A 14,925-nucleotide genomic window follows, 5' to 3' on the forward strand; every position below is an offset into this window, starting at 1 on the left:
TTCCATGAAAACCTTAATGGTGCAAGGCACTACATCAGATGCTGGTAAAAGCACTTTAGTTGCTGCCCTTTGCAGGGTGTTTGCTAAGCGAGAGGTAAAGGTTGCGCCTTTTAAACCACAAAATATGGCACTTAATAGCGCAGTAACAAAAGATGGCGGCGAAATTGGTCGTGCGCAAGCTTTGCAAGCAATAGCAGCTAAAGTAGAGTCCGAAATAGACTTTAATCCTATTTTACTTAAACCTAATAGCGATACTGGCGCACAAGTGATTATTCACGGAAGAGCCATTAGTAATATGGAAGCGGGCAAATATCACGACTATAAAAAAGTGGCGATGGATGCAGTAATTACCTCACATAACCGCTTAGCTAAACGCTTTGATTTACTCCTCGTTGAAGGGGCAGGTAGCCCTGCTGAAATAAACCTGCGTGAAAACGATATTGCCAATATGGGTTACGCCGAAGAGGTAGATTGCCCAGTAATTATAATTGCTGATATTGATAAAGGTGGTGTGTTTGCACATTTGGTAGGTACGCTTGCGTTGTTAAGCGAGTCAGAACAGGCGCGCGTAAAAGGCTTTGTTATAAACCGCTTTAGAGGCGATATAGGTTTGCTGCAAGGCGGGCTTGATTGGCTTGAAGAATACACAAACAAACCCGTACTTGGCGTATTACCTTATTTACACGACCTTGCGCTTGATGCTGAAGACGCCGTCGCAATTGATAATAACGTAACCAACGCCTCAATTAATATTGCAGTGCTACTTGTTCCCCACATTAGTAACCACACCGATTTTGATGCACTGCGTTTGCACCCAAACATTAATATAAATTACGTGCGCCATACGCAAACGATCCCAGACGTTGATCTGATAATTCTCCCAGGCAGTAAAAACGTGCTGGGCGATTTAACCTTTTTGAAAAATGAAGGCTGGGACACTCAAATTAAACGCCACTTACGCTATGGTGGTAAAGTACTTGGCATTTGTGGCGGCATGCAAATGCTGGGCAATACGCTCAACGATCCCGAGGGTATTGAGTCATCATTAAAGCAAGTAAATGGGCTTGCTCTGTGCGATTTTGAAACCACGCTAACAACACAAAAAGTATTAACTAAAATAACCGCTACACTGCTTTTAAATAACCAATCAACACCCTGTAGTGGTTACGAAATACATGCAGGGATTAGCCAAGGTGCAGCGCTTAATAAGCCATTTTTAACCTTTGATAAAAGCCACCCACATGGTTTTGTGTTCGATGGCTTTATTAGCGATGATAACGCCATTGCGGGCACTTATTTACATGGCTTATTTGATGAAGCTGATGCTACATCGCAAATTTTAAAATGGGTAAAACCAAGCGCCTCAATTAACCCAATTAGTATTGCCACTCATCGCGAGCAGCAGTTAGAACGATTAGCAACCATGTGCGAAACGCATTTAAACATACAGCAAATTATCTCGATTTATGAAGGGCACAATAATGACTGAACAAAACAACGATAAGCACAAGCAGCGCCAACAAAAAGTAAAAGAACAAGTGGATGCACGTGTTGCCGCCGCACAAGATGTAAAAGGTATTTTTCAGGTAATTACCGGTAACGGTAAAGGTAAATCAACCTCAGGCTTTGGCGTTGTAGCACGCTGCGTAGGGCATGGTAAAAAAGCAGCCGTTTGCCAATATATTAAAGGTACGTGGGAGTGTGGCGAGCGTAATTTATTACAAAGTGCAGGCGTTGAGTTTGTTGTAATGAACACCGGTTTTACCTGGGATACACAAAATAAAGAAGCCGATACCGCAGCCGCCCAAGCAACATGGCAAGAGTCAAAACGCATGCTTGCTGATAGCAGTATTGATTTAGTATTACTCGATGAGCTTACGTATATGGTGACATACGGCTATGTTGATTTAGATGAAGTAGTAACAGCCCTTAATAACCGCCCGCCAATGCAGTCAGTTATTATCACAGGGCGTGCAGCACATCGTACTTTAACCGACCTTGCCGACACGGTAAGCGAAGTGCGTAATGTAAAACATGCATTCGACTCAGGCATAAAAGCGCTAGAAGGATTTGATTACTAATGTTTAAAGCGTTTTTTATTGGGGGGCTGCTTTTTTGTGTATCGGGCAGTGCACTTGCAGAGCAGGCTAATGATTCTAAAAAACTGCGAATAATCGCGCTTGCACCACATATAGTCGAAAACCTATTTGCCATAGGTGCGGGCGATAATATTGTGGGCACGGTTGATTACGCCGACTACCCAAGTGAAGCCCAAAGTATTGAGCGCATAGGGGGTTATTACGGTATCTCACTTGAAAAAGTGTTAGCGCTTAAACCTGATTTAGTAATTGCGTGGAAAAGCGGAAACCAAAGCGAAGATTTAGCCCAAATAGAGCGTTTAGGTATAAAAGTATATTTGAGTAATCCCACCACAATCGCTGGTGTAGCCGACGAGTTACTTACTTTTGGTGAATTTACAGGGAATATTGAGCAAAGCCAGCAAGCGGCAAATGCATTTACACAAAAACTAAACGCGATTGTTAAAAGCCAGCAAGATAAAAAAAATATTACCGGATTTTATCAGTTATGGGCTGAGCCCATGATGACAGTAAGTAAAAATACGTGGATAAGCCAACTGATTGAAACATGCCATGTAAGTAATGTATTTGCACAAAGCATTACAGATTACCCGCAAATTAGTATCGAAAATGTCATTGTTACTAAGCCACAAGTTATTATTATCCCTGATGAAAAATCAAAAACACCACAGCCGATTGTTAATTGGCAAAAGTGGCCAGAAGTACCAGCAGTTAAAAATGATCAATTTATTAGCGTAAATGCCGATTTATTACATCGTTTTACCCCGCGCATGCTAGATGGACTCGCGGATATGTGTGATAAAATAGACGCATCACGTAAACAGATTAAGAGTACACAATGAGCAATTGGGCTACATTTTTAGAAAGTGAATTACAGCAAACTTACATGCAGCAAACGTTAGAGTATGTGGCTAATCGCCGCAATGAAGGTGTTGCTGTTTACCCGCCTGAAGCTCAAGTATTTAGTGCTTTTGATGCCACCGCACTTAATGACATCCGCGTTGTAATTTTAGGACAAGACCCATATCACGGAGAGGGGCAAGCGCATGGCTTGTGTTTTTCGGTATTGCCTGATGTAAAAAAGCTGCCGCCGTCGCTTAAAAATATGTACAAAGAGTTAGCTGTCGACATCAGCGGGTTTATTATTCCTGAGCATGGTTACCTGCAAAGCTGGGCAGATCAGGGCGTGTTTTTACTCAATACAGTATTGACCGTGGAGCAAGGACAAGCGCATTCACATAAGCATTTAGGATGGGAGCAATTTACCGATAATGTAATTGCCCATATTAATAAGCACTGCGAAGGTGTGGTATTTATTTTATGGGGTGCACATGCACAAAAAAAGGGTAAAGGCATAGATAGCGCTCGCCATCATGTTTTAAAAGGGCCGCACCCATCGCCGCTTTCGGCGCATAGAGGCTTTTTTGGTTGTAAGCATTTTTCACAAACGAATGAGTTATTGCAAGCCCAAAAAGATAAGCCAATTAACTGGCAAATCTAATTTATTCTAAAGAACTCAAATTGTTTAAACCATTAAAAAAGGCTTCCAGATTCTGGAAGCCTTTTTGTTTAGTTGGGGCGTATTGAATTAAAAATCGAGCTCATCAATTGCAATACTGTCTGTAAAGTAGTCTAGTTCTTGTAGTTCTTTACATAGGCGCTGTTTGTCTTTTATTGCTTCTATTTCACGCCATTTTCTTTTTTTATTTTTTTGAGAGGTTTTTCTTGTTGTATCTGGTCCTTCTAATATCTCGTTTAGGCTATCCATGAACTTCTCCTATTGATTTTATTGACCTCAAGAATACCTATACCACAGGCCTAGTTAAAATAGAATAAAAAAGTGTCAGTTATGTTACATAAGTGTGATTGATTGATGAAGGTTAAATAGAGAAGTAGCCTATTTTAGGCATAAAAAAACGCCGCTATTGCGACGTTTTCTAAAACACGATTATAACAAATTACATTGCTTTAAAACGCGCTTCTAGTTGTTCTTGTGCATCAGCAAAAGAGCGAATACCTTCAGCTAGTTTTTCAGTAGCCATAGCATCTTGGTTATGTAACCAACGGAACTGCGCTTCTGTAAGTGGCTCTGGTTTTGGCTCTTTAGGAATATCTGTTTCTAGCAAGTATTCCTGTGCGCCTTCAAGGTTACCTAAATCTTCTAAAAGATTAGGGCTAATTGTTAGCTTGTCGCAACCAGTAAGAGCAATAATTTCGCCTGTATTACGGAAACTTGCACCCATCACAACTGTTTTGTAGTCATGGCGTTTGTAAAATTCAAAAATGCTGCGTACAGACTGAACACCTGGATCTTGTAGCGGATCGGTTGGTTTTTCCATACCGTTAGCAACGTGCCAATCTAAAATACGCCCTACAAATGGCGAAATTAGAAATACGTTTGCATCGGCACATGCGCGGGCTTGGGCATCGCTAAATAATAAAGTAAGGTTACATTTAGTCCCTTCTTTTTCTAGCTGCTCAGCGGCTTTAATACCTTCCCATGTAGATGCTACTTTAATTAAAATTTTGTCTTTGCTTACACCTTCTTTTTCGTAAAGGCTAAGTAGGGTATGTGCTTTATCAATCGTAGCTTGCGTATTAAACGAAAGGCGTGCATCTACTTCAGTAGAAATATAACCAGGTACAATAGCGCTAATTTCTTTACCTAGTAATACGGCAAAGTAATCACATGCTAGTTCAAGTTGTTTAGCTGGCTCTTGCTCGGTTTCTTTTGCATAGCTCCAAGCTTTATCTAGGTAAGGCTTATATGCTTCAATCTCGCTCGCTTTTAATAAAAGCGACGGGTTTGTAGTTGCATCTTCTGGTTGATGCTTTTTAATAGCTTCAATATCACCAGTATCGGCTACGATAGATGAATGTTGTTTTAGCCTTTGTAGAGCTGAAGTCATTTGCTTTCCTCATTCCAAGCAAGTTAAAAGAAAAATCTAATCACTCTTAATATATACAATCCATACTGCAACAGTGTGACAATGCTTGATAGGTCTTATGTCCTTATCAATAGAAAAACGGCAATGCATGGGTTATTAAGAGAGGATTTATTTAAACAAAACGTGCTTTTCGTTTCATTTAATGTTGAAATTGACACTAAATAAATTACAAGTCAATAGCTAACTATGATCACTGTTATTTCACCTGCAAAAAATCTTGATTACGAAACGCCACCCGCAACAGACAAGTTCACTCAACCTGAATTACTAGAGCACAGCGAAGAGCTCATGAAAGTATGCCGTGAACTAACACCAGCGCAAATTGGCAGTTTAATGAAAATTAGCGATAAGCTATCTGGGCTTAACGCTGCACGCTTTAGCGAGTGGGCGCAGCCGTTTACACAAAGTAATGCTAAACAAGCAGTGCTTGCCTTTAATGGCGATGTATACGGCGGTTTAGATGCAAGTACGCTTAAAGCTAGCGAGCTTGATTACGCACAAAATCATTTGCGTATCCTTTCTGGCTTATACGGCTTATTAAAACCACTTGATTTAATGCAAGCTTACCGTCTTGAAATGGGCACCAAGCTTGAAAACTCGCGTGGCAAAAACTTATACGAGTTTTGGGGCAGCGTAATAGCGAACAAACTAAACGAAGTATTAAAAGCACAAGACGCACAATACCTCGTTAACCTTGCTTCAAACGAATACTTTAAAGCGGTAGATAAAAAAGCGCTTAATGCACAAATTATTACCCCACACTTTAAAGACTGTAAAAACGGTCAATACAAGGTAATTAGCTTTTACGCTAAAAAAGCACGCGGCATGATGGCGCGATACATTATCGAAAATAAAGTAACGCAATTAAGCCAACTTAAAGAGTTTACTGTGGCGGGTTATTACTTTAGCCCTGAGGCAACAGTTAAAGAGCTTGAGCCGGTATTTATGCGCGACGAACAAAATTAGGTCATAAGCCTAAATAAACAATTGAAAAGCCATGCATTGCATGGCTTTTTTGATACTGGCGTTATATTTGCAATCTCATCTAATATTAATGAGATTATTAATTAAAGAGGTGCAAACAAAATGATCAGTATTCCGTCAGTTGGCGAAGCCGAAAAACTAATAGAAGAAAAGCTCGGAGGGTGGTTTGATGTTGTCATCAGCCATATCCCTAATTTTATAGTGGCAATTGTAATTGCCATAGTATTTTCAATATTGGCACGCTTTGCTGGCAAGCTGATGAAAAACGTATTACGCCGCTCACTCGACTCAACGCAAATTGCCGATTTAATGGCGTCAATATTTAAAGTTATTGTGTTGTGCATAGGTTTATTTATAGCGCTCGATTTTGTTGGCTTAAAAGGCACCGTTACTTCGCTACTTGCTGGTGCGGGTATTGTGGGTTTAGCCATTGGTTTTGCGTTTCAAGACATGACCGAAAATCTAATTGCTGGTATAGCAATGGGTGTACGTAAGCCATTTAAAACAGGTGATGTAATAGAAACCGATGATGTGTTTGGTTCGATACATTCTATAAACCTACGTAACACGCTAATAGAGAGCTTTTACGGGCAACTAATACTTGTACCAAACAAAGTCTTATTTAGAAATGTACTAAAAAATTACACCACGCTAGGTATAAGACGTATAGAAGTACCTGTAGGTATTTCGTACGGCGATGACATAGAAAAAGCAAAAGACGTTATAGTCGAAAAAATTAACGAATTTGACTTTGTAATACGTAAAGACGAAACCGCTGTATACGCTGAAGGTTTTGGCGACAGCAGCATTAACTTACTGGTGTGGTTTTGGATTAAATACCCAGGCGAGCCTGACTTTATGACGGTACGCCACAAAGGTGTTGTTGCCGTTAAGCAAGCATTAGACGAAGCTGATATTAGTATTCCTTTCCCAATTCGTACGCTCGATTTTGGCATTAAAGGGGGTGAAAAACTCGATGCCATGATAAGCGATAAAATAAGCCAGCAATCATCAAATAAAGACAGTAGCGACGGTGCTGACTCTAGCCAAAGTGAGTAATTTAGTTAAAGCTCATTAGGCAAAAGCATTGGGAAATAGTTACTTACCAACAGCGCATTTTTACAGAGTAAAAATGCGCTTTTTTTATAAACGGATTATTAGCTAAAAGTTTAAATACCTAGTTTTGTGTTTATTGAATATCAATTCTAATTAGTTGCGTTTGGCCATGGGAGTATTAACAAGTAAAAGTAGTGTTTACCCAACGATTTTCTCACTGCCTTTGCTGCACACTCTGAAATAACGCCCTCATCTATTTCAATAACTAAATCATCCTTTTAAGCCCGTTAGGTCGGCTAAAGAATCAGTGTAAGTTTTTACAATATTAATTGAGTTAACTTAAGGGCTAAAAAACAAAGACAAACACGCCAGCATCAATTCTAAATCACTCTTCTTCAGTATAAGTGTGAGCTATCGATTTTAGGGGGAGGGATAATTGGATTGCCTGGGCTTTATTTTATCTTTTTCACAGCAGCAATGCTTGCCTTAAACAGAATATAAAAAAGCGCAGCTTGTGTTGGAGTAACAAGCCGCGCTTATGAATTAGTTATACAAATAGGTTTTGTGGTGCGTATTAAATAACGCTAATTTTGTTACGAATGATTTTAACCCCATCTATATTTTCTAAAAACTTTTGAGCTAGTGCGCGCTGAAAACCAGTTTGTGCTTCACCGTATAAATCTACTTCACCATTTTTTACCTGCACACGAATATCACTTAACGCCAGGTTAGGGTTAGTTCGTAGGGTGTTGGTGATAGTTTGTTGTAGGTTAGGTTGAGTGGCTACACTGCTTACTACGGCCATGTTGGTTGCTGCACTTACCTTTGTAGCGCAAGCTAATAAAAATAAACAACAAAATGATACTAAAGCGATAGTTAACTTGAAGCGGTTCATAACTTAATCCTTACATTACGGTGAATAGTGCAGCCACAAAATGGAAATTCCATCGGCTAGGTTATCTTTGTAGTTACAATTTCGGTGCCAATATTAACGCTATGAAATATAAGGTGATTTTATTAAGTGGGAATTAAGGTGGGCAAAAATTACATTTAAATGAGTATGAGTTACATGCTTGGGTTACATATGTAACAGGTACAAACACCAGAGCCTGTAAGGCTTGCATTAAAAAAGCCGACAAAAGTCGGCTTAGAATAAAAATATGTTAGGTTACTTTTTCTTTTTAACCTTGGCCTTTTTCTTGGCTTTCATTTTTACTGGATCTTTACGCTTTTTAGCCGGCGGCTTAGCTTCTTTATGCTGTGGCTCAACACCTTTAATTACACGGCGTTTTAGTTTTTGTTCAACGTAGCGCTCTACTTTATACAAAATACCAATGTCGTGTGCTTCAACTAATGATATTGCAATCCCTTTTTTACCAGCACGGCCAGTACGACCAATACGGTGTACGTATACGTCGGCAGTGCGCGGCATATCAAAGTTAATAACGTGGCTAATGTCAGATACGTCAATACCACGTGCGGCTACATCGGTCGCAATTAATATACGTGTTTTGCCACTGTGGAAGTTTTCCATGGCTTTCATACGTTTGTCTTGTGGCATTTCGCCGCGTAACCAAGCTGCTTTAACGCCGTTATTGGTTAGCTCGCCAATCAGTGTTTCTAAACGCTCACGGGTTTTAACAAACACAATTGCTTTAGTCACATCTGGACCATTTAAGGTATTTACTAAAAGCTCTAGTTTATGATGATAGTCATCGGCTAAATGTACCCACTGGTGAATTTTAGCTTTTTCTTTACGTGACGATTCAGCTTCTAATAGAGCAGGGTCGTTTAATGTTTTTTCAGCAAACCTTTCTACGCTGTCACCTTCGAGTGTTGCTGAGAATAAAAAACATTGGCGACGATTTTTAGCTTCGTCACAAATACGGCTCATTTCTTTTTTGAAACCCATGTCTAACATGCGATCTGCTTCATCAATAATAAGCATTTCTACGTGTTCAGCATGAAAGTTTTCGGTTTCTAGGTATTCCATTAATCGACCTGGTGTGGCGATTAAAATATCATTATTTTTTTCGAAAATTTCTTTATGCGTGCCGTAGTTAATACCGCCTGTTACTACACCAATTTTTAGGTGTGTGCGTTTAGCTAGCAGTTCACATTGTTCATGAATTTGATAAGCCAACTCACGAGTCGGGGTCATAACGAGGACGCGCGCAAAACCAGGATCACGACGTGGGAAATCCAGTAAGTACTGAATAGCCGGAATTAAAAATGCCGCTGTTTTACCTGTACCAGTAGGCGCAGATGCTAAAATATCGCGCCCCTGAAGTGCTTCAGGAATAGCTTGTTGTTGAATGCTGGTTGGCGTCTCGTAGCCCATTTTATTAATGGCATCGAGTAGCTTGTTATCAAGATCAAATTCAGAAAATTGCATAGAGTGTCTAAAATAAGGGACAATTACCCTGATTATACGCGCTATGCTGCGCTTGGTGAATGAAAAGGTGAAAAAATGTCTGGTTTTGTATTTAAACAATTTAAAGTTGAACACGACCACTGTGCAATGAAAGTTTCTACCGATGGCATTTTGCTTGGCGCATGGGCTAATTTAAGCGGTGCAAAGTCATTACTTGATATAGGCACTGGCACCGGCTTACTAGCATTAATGTGTAAGCAGCGCAGTAATGAGCTTGATATAACTGCGGTAGAAATTGACGAAAGCGCCTATACCCAAGCATTACAAAATGTAGCTAATAGTCCGTGGCCAACAATAAGTATTAAGCACCAAACTATTCAAAGCTTTAGTAGCGAAGTTAAGTTTGATGTTGTTATCTCTAATCCACCGTATTTTAATCACAGTTTAAAAGGCGATAATGCTGCGCGTAATACCGCACGCCATACCGACGGCTTAAGTTTTGAAGAGTTAATAAATGCCTTTAAACGCTTAAGCCATAGTCGCTCTCGCTTTAGCTTAATACTCCCAAGCGTTGAAGGTGCATTATTTATAGAGCTTGCTACTCAAAATGGGCTTTATTTAAATGCTCATTGCCAAGTAAAAGCCACGCCTAATAAAGATATTAGCCGCAGTTTAATGGCATTTAGCTACGTAAAAAGCGATTTAGAATCATCAACCCTGTGTATTAGAAACTTAGATAATACCTACACCGCTGATTATATAGCCCTGTGCAAAGCATTTTATTTGAAAATGTAAAGCAATTGTAAAATAGGAACGAATAACGCAAACTGACTAAAACCTATTGTTGAGAACAGATATGGATAGTCAGTTACCAAAATCTTTTATAATTATACTTGCCGTATTACAGGCTATTGCTCTTACCCTTTTGTATAGCAGTATAGAAAATAATGTGTGGCCAGCAACAAGCCCTACATGGTTAGTCTCACTTATTACATTTTCTATGAGCTTTCCTTTATTAATGCTAATGACCGTTAATAAAAATAATATAAAAACGTCGTTGCTTTTAATCCTTCCTTTTTCCTTGTTGTTATCTTTATTGGGGGCGTATGTTGGCTTTCAGCAAGAGCCTCAAGAGTACGTAAGTAATAACACTTTAATGTCAGTTTTTATTTTTACTAGTTTAATAGCTGGCTTTAAAGGCCTTATGTACATACAACAATTTGGTAGCTCAGAAAATGTTAGTTACAGTCGTTTATTTAAGCTCTCTTGGCGTAATTTTATAATATTTGGAGAATGCTGGCTGTTTGTACTTATTTTTTGGGGAATTCTAAATTTAGGTGCGGCTTTATTTGATATTTTAGATATAGAATTTTTCTCTGAGCTACTAAGAAATGAATGGTTTTGGATCCCAACCTTAACGCTCGCATTTGCCTTAGCGAGTGTCATATTTAGAAAGCTTTTGAACATTGAAGATAATATCGCTTTTTTACTACAAACTTTAATTAAGTTTTTATTGCCTGTTTTATCAGTTATTTCTCTCGGTTTTTTAGCAACACTTCCTTTTACCGGACTCAATAAATTATGGGAGACCGGAAGTGGCAGTTTATTAGTAATGTGGCTGCAGGTGCTCACGTTGTTTTTTGTTAACACTGTTTATAAAGATGACTCATCAGTTCGCCCTTATCACATGCTCTTGCACCGACTCGTTTTTATAAGCGTTGCGTTACTTCCAGTTTATAGTGTTATTTCTGCCTATGGAATTTACTTACGGGTAGAGCAGCATGGGCTAACAGTAAATCGTTGTTGGGGCATTTTAATTTGGTTTTTATTGGCGTGTTTTTCGTTTAGTTATCTTGTTGGAATTATAACAAAGCGAGACAATTGGCTAGAGCCGCTTAGCAAAATAAATATTGTGATGGGGTGGGTGGTGCTCGTTAGTATGCTTGCTGTTAACTCCCCTTTATTAAATTTTCAAAGCTTATCTACAAACAGCCAAATAGCGCGTTTAGATGCAGATAAAGTAACAATAGAAAAGTTTGACTATTACTATTTTGAGCACAGCTTAGGTCGCCAAGGTTATTTAGCTATGCAGTTATTAAAACAGAAAATTGAAACGAGTCACCCAGAGCAATACGCTATCATCGATAGGATGTATGTAAATAATGAGTTTGCTTTAACGCTTGAACACACAGTCGATGATTTTATTGAGCGCAGTGTATTTTGGCCATCACAAGTGCTAATACCTCAAGGTTTAATAGAGGCAGTATTTTCTGAACAACATTTTTACGATCGTAACTCTTTAAAAGAACATACTTACTATTTCATTGGCATGGATTTAAACAAAGATGATGAACTCGATTTTATAGTGATTGACGAAAGTAATGAAAATATATCCGCATATTTCTGGTTATTCGACATGGGTAAGTGGCGCTCAAGGTATATGAATGTCGAAAATCCTGAAGAGATTAGATACCTTAAAAGCATGATTGATAATAACGAATTATCTTTAGTTGAGCCTGAATATTCAAATCTAAAAATAGGGGATGTTGTTTTTAAAGTGAGGTAATACGTAACTTTTTTTATGCTACTGCCCCTTAAACCTAAACTAATGATTATTAGTTTAGGTTTTTTCTTTTAGTTTTTTATTTTATGTACAGCGCTTTAATAGTGTGTTTATAAATCACCTGATATGATTTAGCCATTGGCCACTTAATTTAAAAGGCAACACAATGAAAAAGTTAAATAAATTAGCATTACTTAGCACGTTAACAACCACCATTTTTGCAAGCCAAGGTGTGTTTGCTGCTATTACGCCAGTAGGCCTTTGGAAAACAATTGACGAGGATACAAACCAAGCTAAGTCGTATGTACGTATTAGCCAAACCAACGGTACTTTAAGCGGTAAAGTTGAAACTATTCTAGACCCTGCAAAACAAAACGATATATGCAGTAAGTGTGATGATGAGCTAAAAAATCAGCCTATTTTAGGAATGACCATAATCACTGATGTAAAAGCACAAGATGATGGCACCTGGGGAGACGGTGAAATACTCGACCCAACAAATGGTAAAACCTACACCTTACAATTAACCCCGCAAGATGAAGGTAAAAAGCTCGAAGTGCGCGGTTACATTGGCTTTTTTTACCGAAACCAATATTGGCTAAGAGTAGAGTAAGTTTTACTACTTACTTAATTACTAAACGTTAAATAATTAAGCATTAACTGAAATCATTTTTGCGCTTTGCCTTTCTTACTCATTAAGCCTGCCATATTTAATTGGCATAAAATTTTGAGTAAATAAAAGGGTAAAATATGATTAAGTACATAGTTGCTTTAATAATGCTTAGCGCACTGTTAATAAGCGGTGGGGCAAACGCAACGGATGATGCGGTAAACACTGGCTGGTTTAATAACACGGCTATTAAAGGGTACGACAGTGTTGCTTATTTTACCCAAAATAAAGCCATTAAAGGCAATGACAAATATACGTTTAGTTATTTAGGTGCCGACTGGCATTTTTCGAGTGAAGAAAACAAAACGGCATTTGCAGAAAACCCAAAGCGTTATGCACCGCAATACGGTGGTTGGTGTGCTTATGCAATGGCTGATGAGGGTAATGCTGTAGGGATAGACCCAGAAGCATTTTATATTCACGAAGGTAAGCTTTACTTAAATTACAGCCAAAGCGTACAACAAAAATGGTTAAGTAATTTATTGCCGTACATTGTAATGGCTGATGGATATTACCCACAAACGACCAATGTTATGACGTTTCAATAAATTACTCATATTGCTAATCAAAAGCCCGCAACTAAACTAGTTGCGGGCTTTTTTCTTTTTATTTATTAGCTTATTAATTAAAGCGTTTCGCCGTATTCAGTCATTACCTGTTCAACCCATGTTGCAATGCGGTCGTCGCTTAGCTCGTATTGACTGTCTTCGTCGAGCGCGAGTCCTACAAACTGTTTACCATCAGGCGTTAATGCTTTTGAAGCTTCAAACTCGTAACTACTGTCGTTTGGCCAAAAACCAAGTTGAGTAAATGTTTGCGTATTTATTTCGTCGTGTAGCATGCCTAGCGCATCTTGAAACCACTGCCCGTAACCTTGTTGATCGCCCATGCCAAATAAAGCAATGGTTTTACCGTTTAGGTTTACGTCGGCTATGTCGTCCCACTTTGACTCCCAGTCTTCTTGTATTTCACCAAAATCCCATGTTGAAATACCAAAGATGATAAAGTCGTACTGCTCTGCATTTTTTAGTGGCTCGTCTTTAATATTGTGCAGGGTAACTATATCGGCACCAATAATGTCGCGAATCTTTTCTGCTGCCATTTCGGTGTAGCACGTAGTAGAACCAAAAAATAAACCAATTTGCATCGTATTTATCACTGTGTAATTGCCTGATATGATAGGCTCAAGTTTACCGTAAGGTATTTTTAATTGATACCTTAGCAAAGCATGAGAGCATAATGTGACAACGCTATCTGACGATTCTTTTGAAAATAACAGCAGTATGAGCAGTAATAGCGACTACCTAGAAACCTTTTTAGATAGCCTGTACTTAGAACAAGGCGTAAGCGAAAATACATTAAGCGCTTATCGCAGTGATTTAGATAAGTTTTGCCTATTTTTAAAGGGCGAAAATTTAATGACGGTAACGGGGCTAGACATAGAAAGCTACTTAGCCCATCGAGTTGATTTAGGTTTAAAACCACGCAGTACAGCACGTAGCATTAGTGCGCTAAAGCGTTTTTATCAGTACTTTGTGCGCGAAAAAATAATTAGTGATTCGCCCATGCTAAACATTGCTCAACCAAAAGCCGGACAGTCGTTACCTAAAACACTCTCAGAAGCTGAAGTTGAGGCATTGTTAAATGCGCCCAACACAGAAGAAGCGATGGGGCTGCGCGACAAAGCCATGCTAGAGCTACTTTATGCAACGGGGTTGCGTGTAAGTGAGCTTGTTGGGCTTCGTATGGAGCAAATTAATTTGCGCCAAGCGGTGGTGTTTGTAAAAGGCAAGGGTAACAAAGAGCGCTTAGTGCCACTGGGTGAAGAAGCCATGTATTGGCTGGAGCAATTTTTAAAGGGTGGGCGTGCACAAATGATAAAACACGCCACTGATTTTGTGTTCCCATCTAAGCGTGGAGTAGGCATGACGCGACAAACCTTTTGGCATAGAATTAAACACTATGCTATTTTGGCATCAGTTGAGTCTCCATTATCGCCCCATACCATGCGCCATGCTTTTGCTACGCACTTATTAAATCATGGGGCAGATTTACGTGTGGTACAAATGATGTTGGGCCATAGCGATTTATCAACGACGCAAATTTATACCCATGTTGCCAATGAACGGTTAAAGTCGGTACACGCAGAGCATCATCCGCGAGCGTAAGTTTGAAAGTAAATATTATTAAGCCGGTCAATATATTAAGTATTTTTAGGATAGAGAGAAGTT

At 39.1% G+C, this 14,925-nt stretch carries 16 protein-coding genes; 11 read left to right on the forward strand and 5 right to left on the reverse strand.

Features of this window, described 5'->3' with window-relative positions:
• The first annotated feature begins 4 nt into the window (after positions 1-4).
• From I6F10_RS08425 to ung, 4 genes are read left to right on the forward strand one after another with little or no spacing between them, the layout of a single operon-like run.
• Positions 5-1,489, forward strand: coding sequence for a cobyric acid synthase (locus tag I6F10_RS08425; RefSeq protein WP_165743905.1), 1,485 nt, complete (start codon positions 5-7; stop codon positions 1,487-1,489).
• Entirely contained in the window at positions 1,482-2,081 is a 600-nt protein-coding gene (gene cobO, locus I6F10_RS08430) for a cob(I)yrinic acid a,c-diamide adenosyltransferase (protein WP_024604202.1), read from the forward strand. The genes I6F10_RS08425 and cobO overlap by 8 nt, the downstream gene beginning before the upstream one ends.
• Positions 2,081-2,941, forward strand: a complete 861-nt coding sequence (locus tag I6F10_RS08435; RefSeq protein ID WP_165743906.1) for a cobalamin-binding protein — start codon at positions 2,081-2,083, stop codon at positions 2,939-2,941. Before cobO ends, I6F10_RS08435 begins: the two co-directional genes overlap by 1 nt.
• Positions 2,938-3,600, forward strand: coding sequence for a uracil-DNA glycosylase (gene ung, locus I6F10_RS08440; RefSeq protein WP_165743907.1), 663 nt, complete (start codon positions 2,938-2,940; stop codon positions 3,598-3,600). Before I6F10_RS08435 ends, ung begins: the two co-directional genes overlap by 4 nt.
• A gap of 87 nt (positions 3,601-3,687) precedes the next feature.
• Here the strand turns inward: ung and I6F10_RS08445 are convergent, their stop codons facing one another.
• Both I6F10_RS08445 and tal read right to left on the reverse strand, forming a co-directional pair.
• On the reverse strand, positions 3,688-3,867 hold the full coding sequence (locus I6F10_RS08445; RefSeq protein ID WP_165743908.1) for a DUF3545 family protein: 180 nt from the start codon (positions 3,865-3,867) through the stop codon (positions 3,688-3,690).
• A 190-nt stretch (positions 3,868-4,057) separates the two neighbouring features.
• A complete protein-coding gene (gene tal / locus I6F10_RS08450; RefSeq protein WP_165743909.1) occupies positions 4,058-5,008 on the reverse strand; it encodes a transaldolase in 951 nt (316 codons plus the stop codon).
• Positions 5,009-5,233: 225 nt separating this feature from the next.
• Here tal and yaaA point away from each other — a divergent pair, with 225 nt between their 5' ends.
• Together yaaA and I6F10_RS08460 are read left to right on the forward strand one after the other, a co-directional pair.
• Positions 5,234-6,013, forward strand: coding sequence for a peroxide stress protein YaaA (gene yaaA / locus I6F10_RS08455; protein ID WP_039488339.1), 780 nt, complete (start codon positions 5,234-5,236; stop codon positions 6,011-6,013).
• Positions 6,014-6,133: 120 nt separating this feature from the next.
• Entirely contained in the window at positions 6,134-7,090 is a 957-nt protein-coding gene (locus tag I6F10_RS08460) for a mechanosensitive ion channel family protein (protein WP_024604199.1), read from the forward strand.
• 571 nt (positions 7,091-7,661) lie between these two features.
• Here I6F10_RS08460 and I6F10_RS08465 read toward each other — a convergent pair.
• Positions 7,662-7,982 (reverse strand): BON domain-containing protein, encoded by a 321-nt coding sequence (locus I6F10_RS08465; RefSeq protein WP_002961403.1) that lies wholly within the window; start codon positions 7,980-7,982, stop codon positions 7,662-7,664.
• A gap of 273 nt (positions 7,983-8,255) precedes the next feature.
• Positions 8,256-9,482 (reverse strand): ATP-dependent RNA helicase SrmB, encoded by a 1,227-nt coding sequence (srmB, locus tag I6F10_RS08470; RefSeq protein WP_002961405.1) that lies wholly within the window; start codon positions 9,480-9,482, stop codon positions 8,256-8,258.
• Positions 9,483-9,557: 75 nt separating this feature from the next.
• On the opposite strand from srmB, the gene I6F10_RS08475 reads away from it, so the two are divergent.
• The 4 genes from I6F10_RS08475 (at position 9,558) to I6F10_RS08490 (ending at position 13,242) form a co-directional block, all read left to right on the forward strand.
• The gene (locus I6F10_RS08475; protein ID WP_138489641.1) at positions 9,558-10,256 is read left to right on the forward strand and encodes a tRNA1(Val) (adenine(37)-N6)-methyltransferase; all 699 of its coding nucleotides are present in this window, start codon (positions 9,558-9,560) and stop codon (positions 10,254-10,256) included.
• 61 nt (positions 10,257-10,317) lie between these two features.
• The gene (locus I6F10_RS08480) at positions 10,318-12,027 is read left to right on the forward strand and encodes a DUF4153 domain-containing protein (protein ID WP_197098723.1); all 1,710 of its coding nucleotides are present in this window, start codon (positions 10,318-10,320) and stop codon (positions 12,025-12,027) included.
• Positions 12,028-12,190: 163 nt separating this feature from the next.
• Positions 12,191-12,637 carry a DUF2147 domain-containing protein gene (locus I6F10_RS08485; RefSeq protein ID WP_154903693.1) on the forward strand — a complete coding sequence of 149 codons (447 nt, stop codon included), beginning with the start codon at positions 12,191-12,193 and terminating at the stop codon, positions 12,635-12,637.
• Between the two features lie 137 nt (positions 12,638-12,774).
• On the forward strand, positions 12,775-13,242 hold the full coding sequence (locus I6F10_RS08490; protein ID WP_165743911.1) for a YHS domain-containing (seleno)protein: 468 nt from the start codon (positions 12,775-12,777) through the stop codon (positions 13,240-13,242).
• A 77-nt stretch (positions 13,243-13,319) separates the two neighbouring features.
• On the opposite strand, the gene fldB is transcribed toward I6F10_RS08490, so the two are convergent.
• Entirely contained in the window at positions 13,320-13,841 is a 522-nt protein-coding gene (gene fldB / locus I6F10_RS08495) for a flavodoxin FldB (RefSeq protein WP_007583764.1), read from the reverse strand.
• 94 nt (positions 13,842-13,935) lie between these two features.
• Here fldB and xerD point away from each other — a divergent pair, with 94 nt between their 5' ends.
• Positions 13,936-14,862, forward strand: coding sequence for a site-specific tyrosine recombinase XerD (gene xerD, locus I6F10_RS08500; protein ID WP_002961416.1), 927 nt, complete (start codon positions 13,936-13,938; stop codon positions 14,860-14,862).
• The last annotated feature ends 63 nt before the right edge of the window (positions 14,863-14,925 follow it).

Source organism: Pseudoalteromonas sp. SWYJZ98 (genome assembly GCF_015864495.1).
Classification (GTDB): domain Bacteria; phylum Pseudomonadota; class Gammaproteobacteria; order Enterobacterales; family Alteromonadaceae; genus Pseudoalteromonas; species Pseudoalteromonas distincta.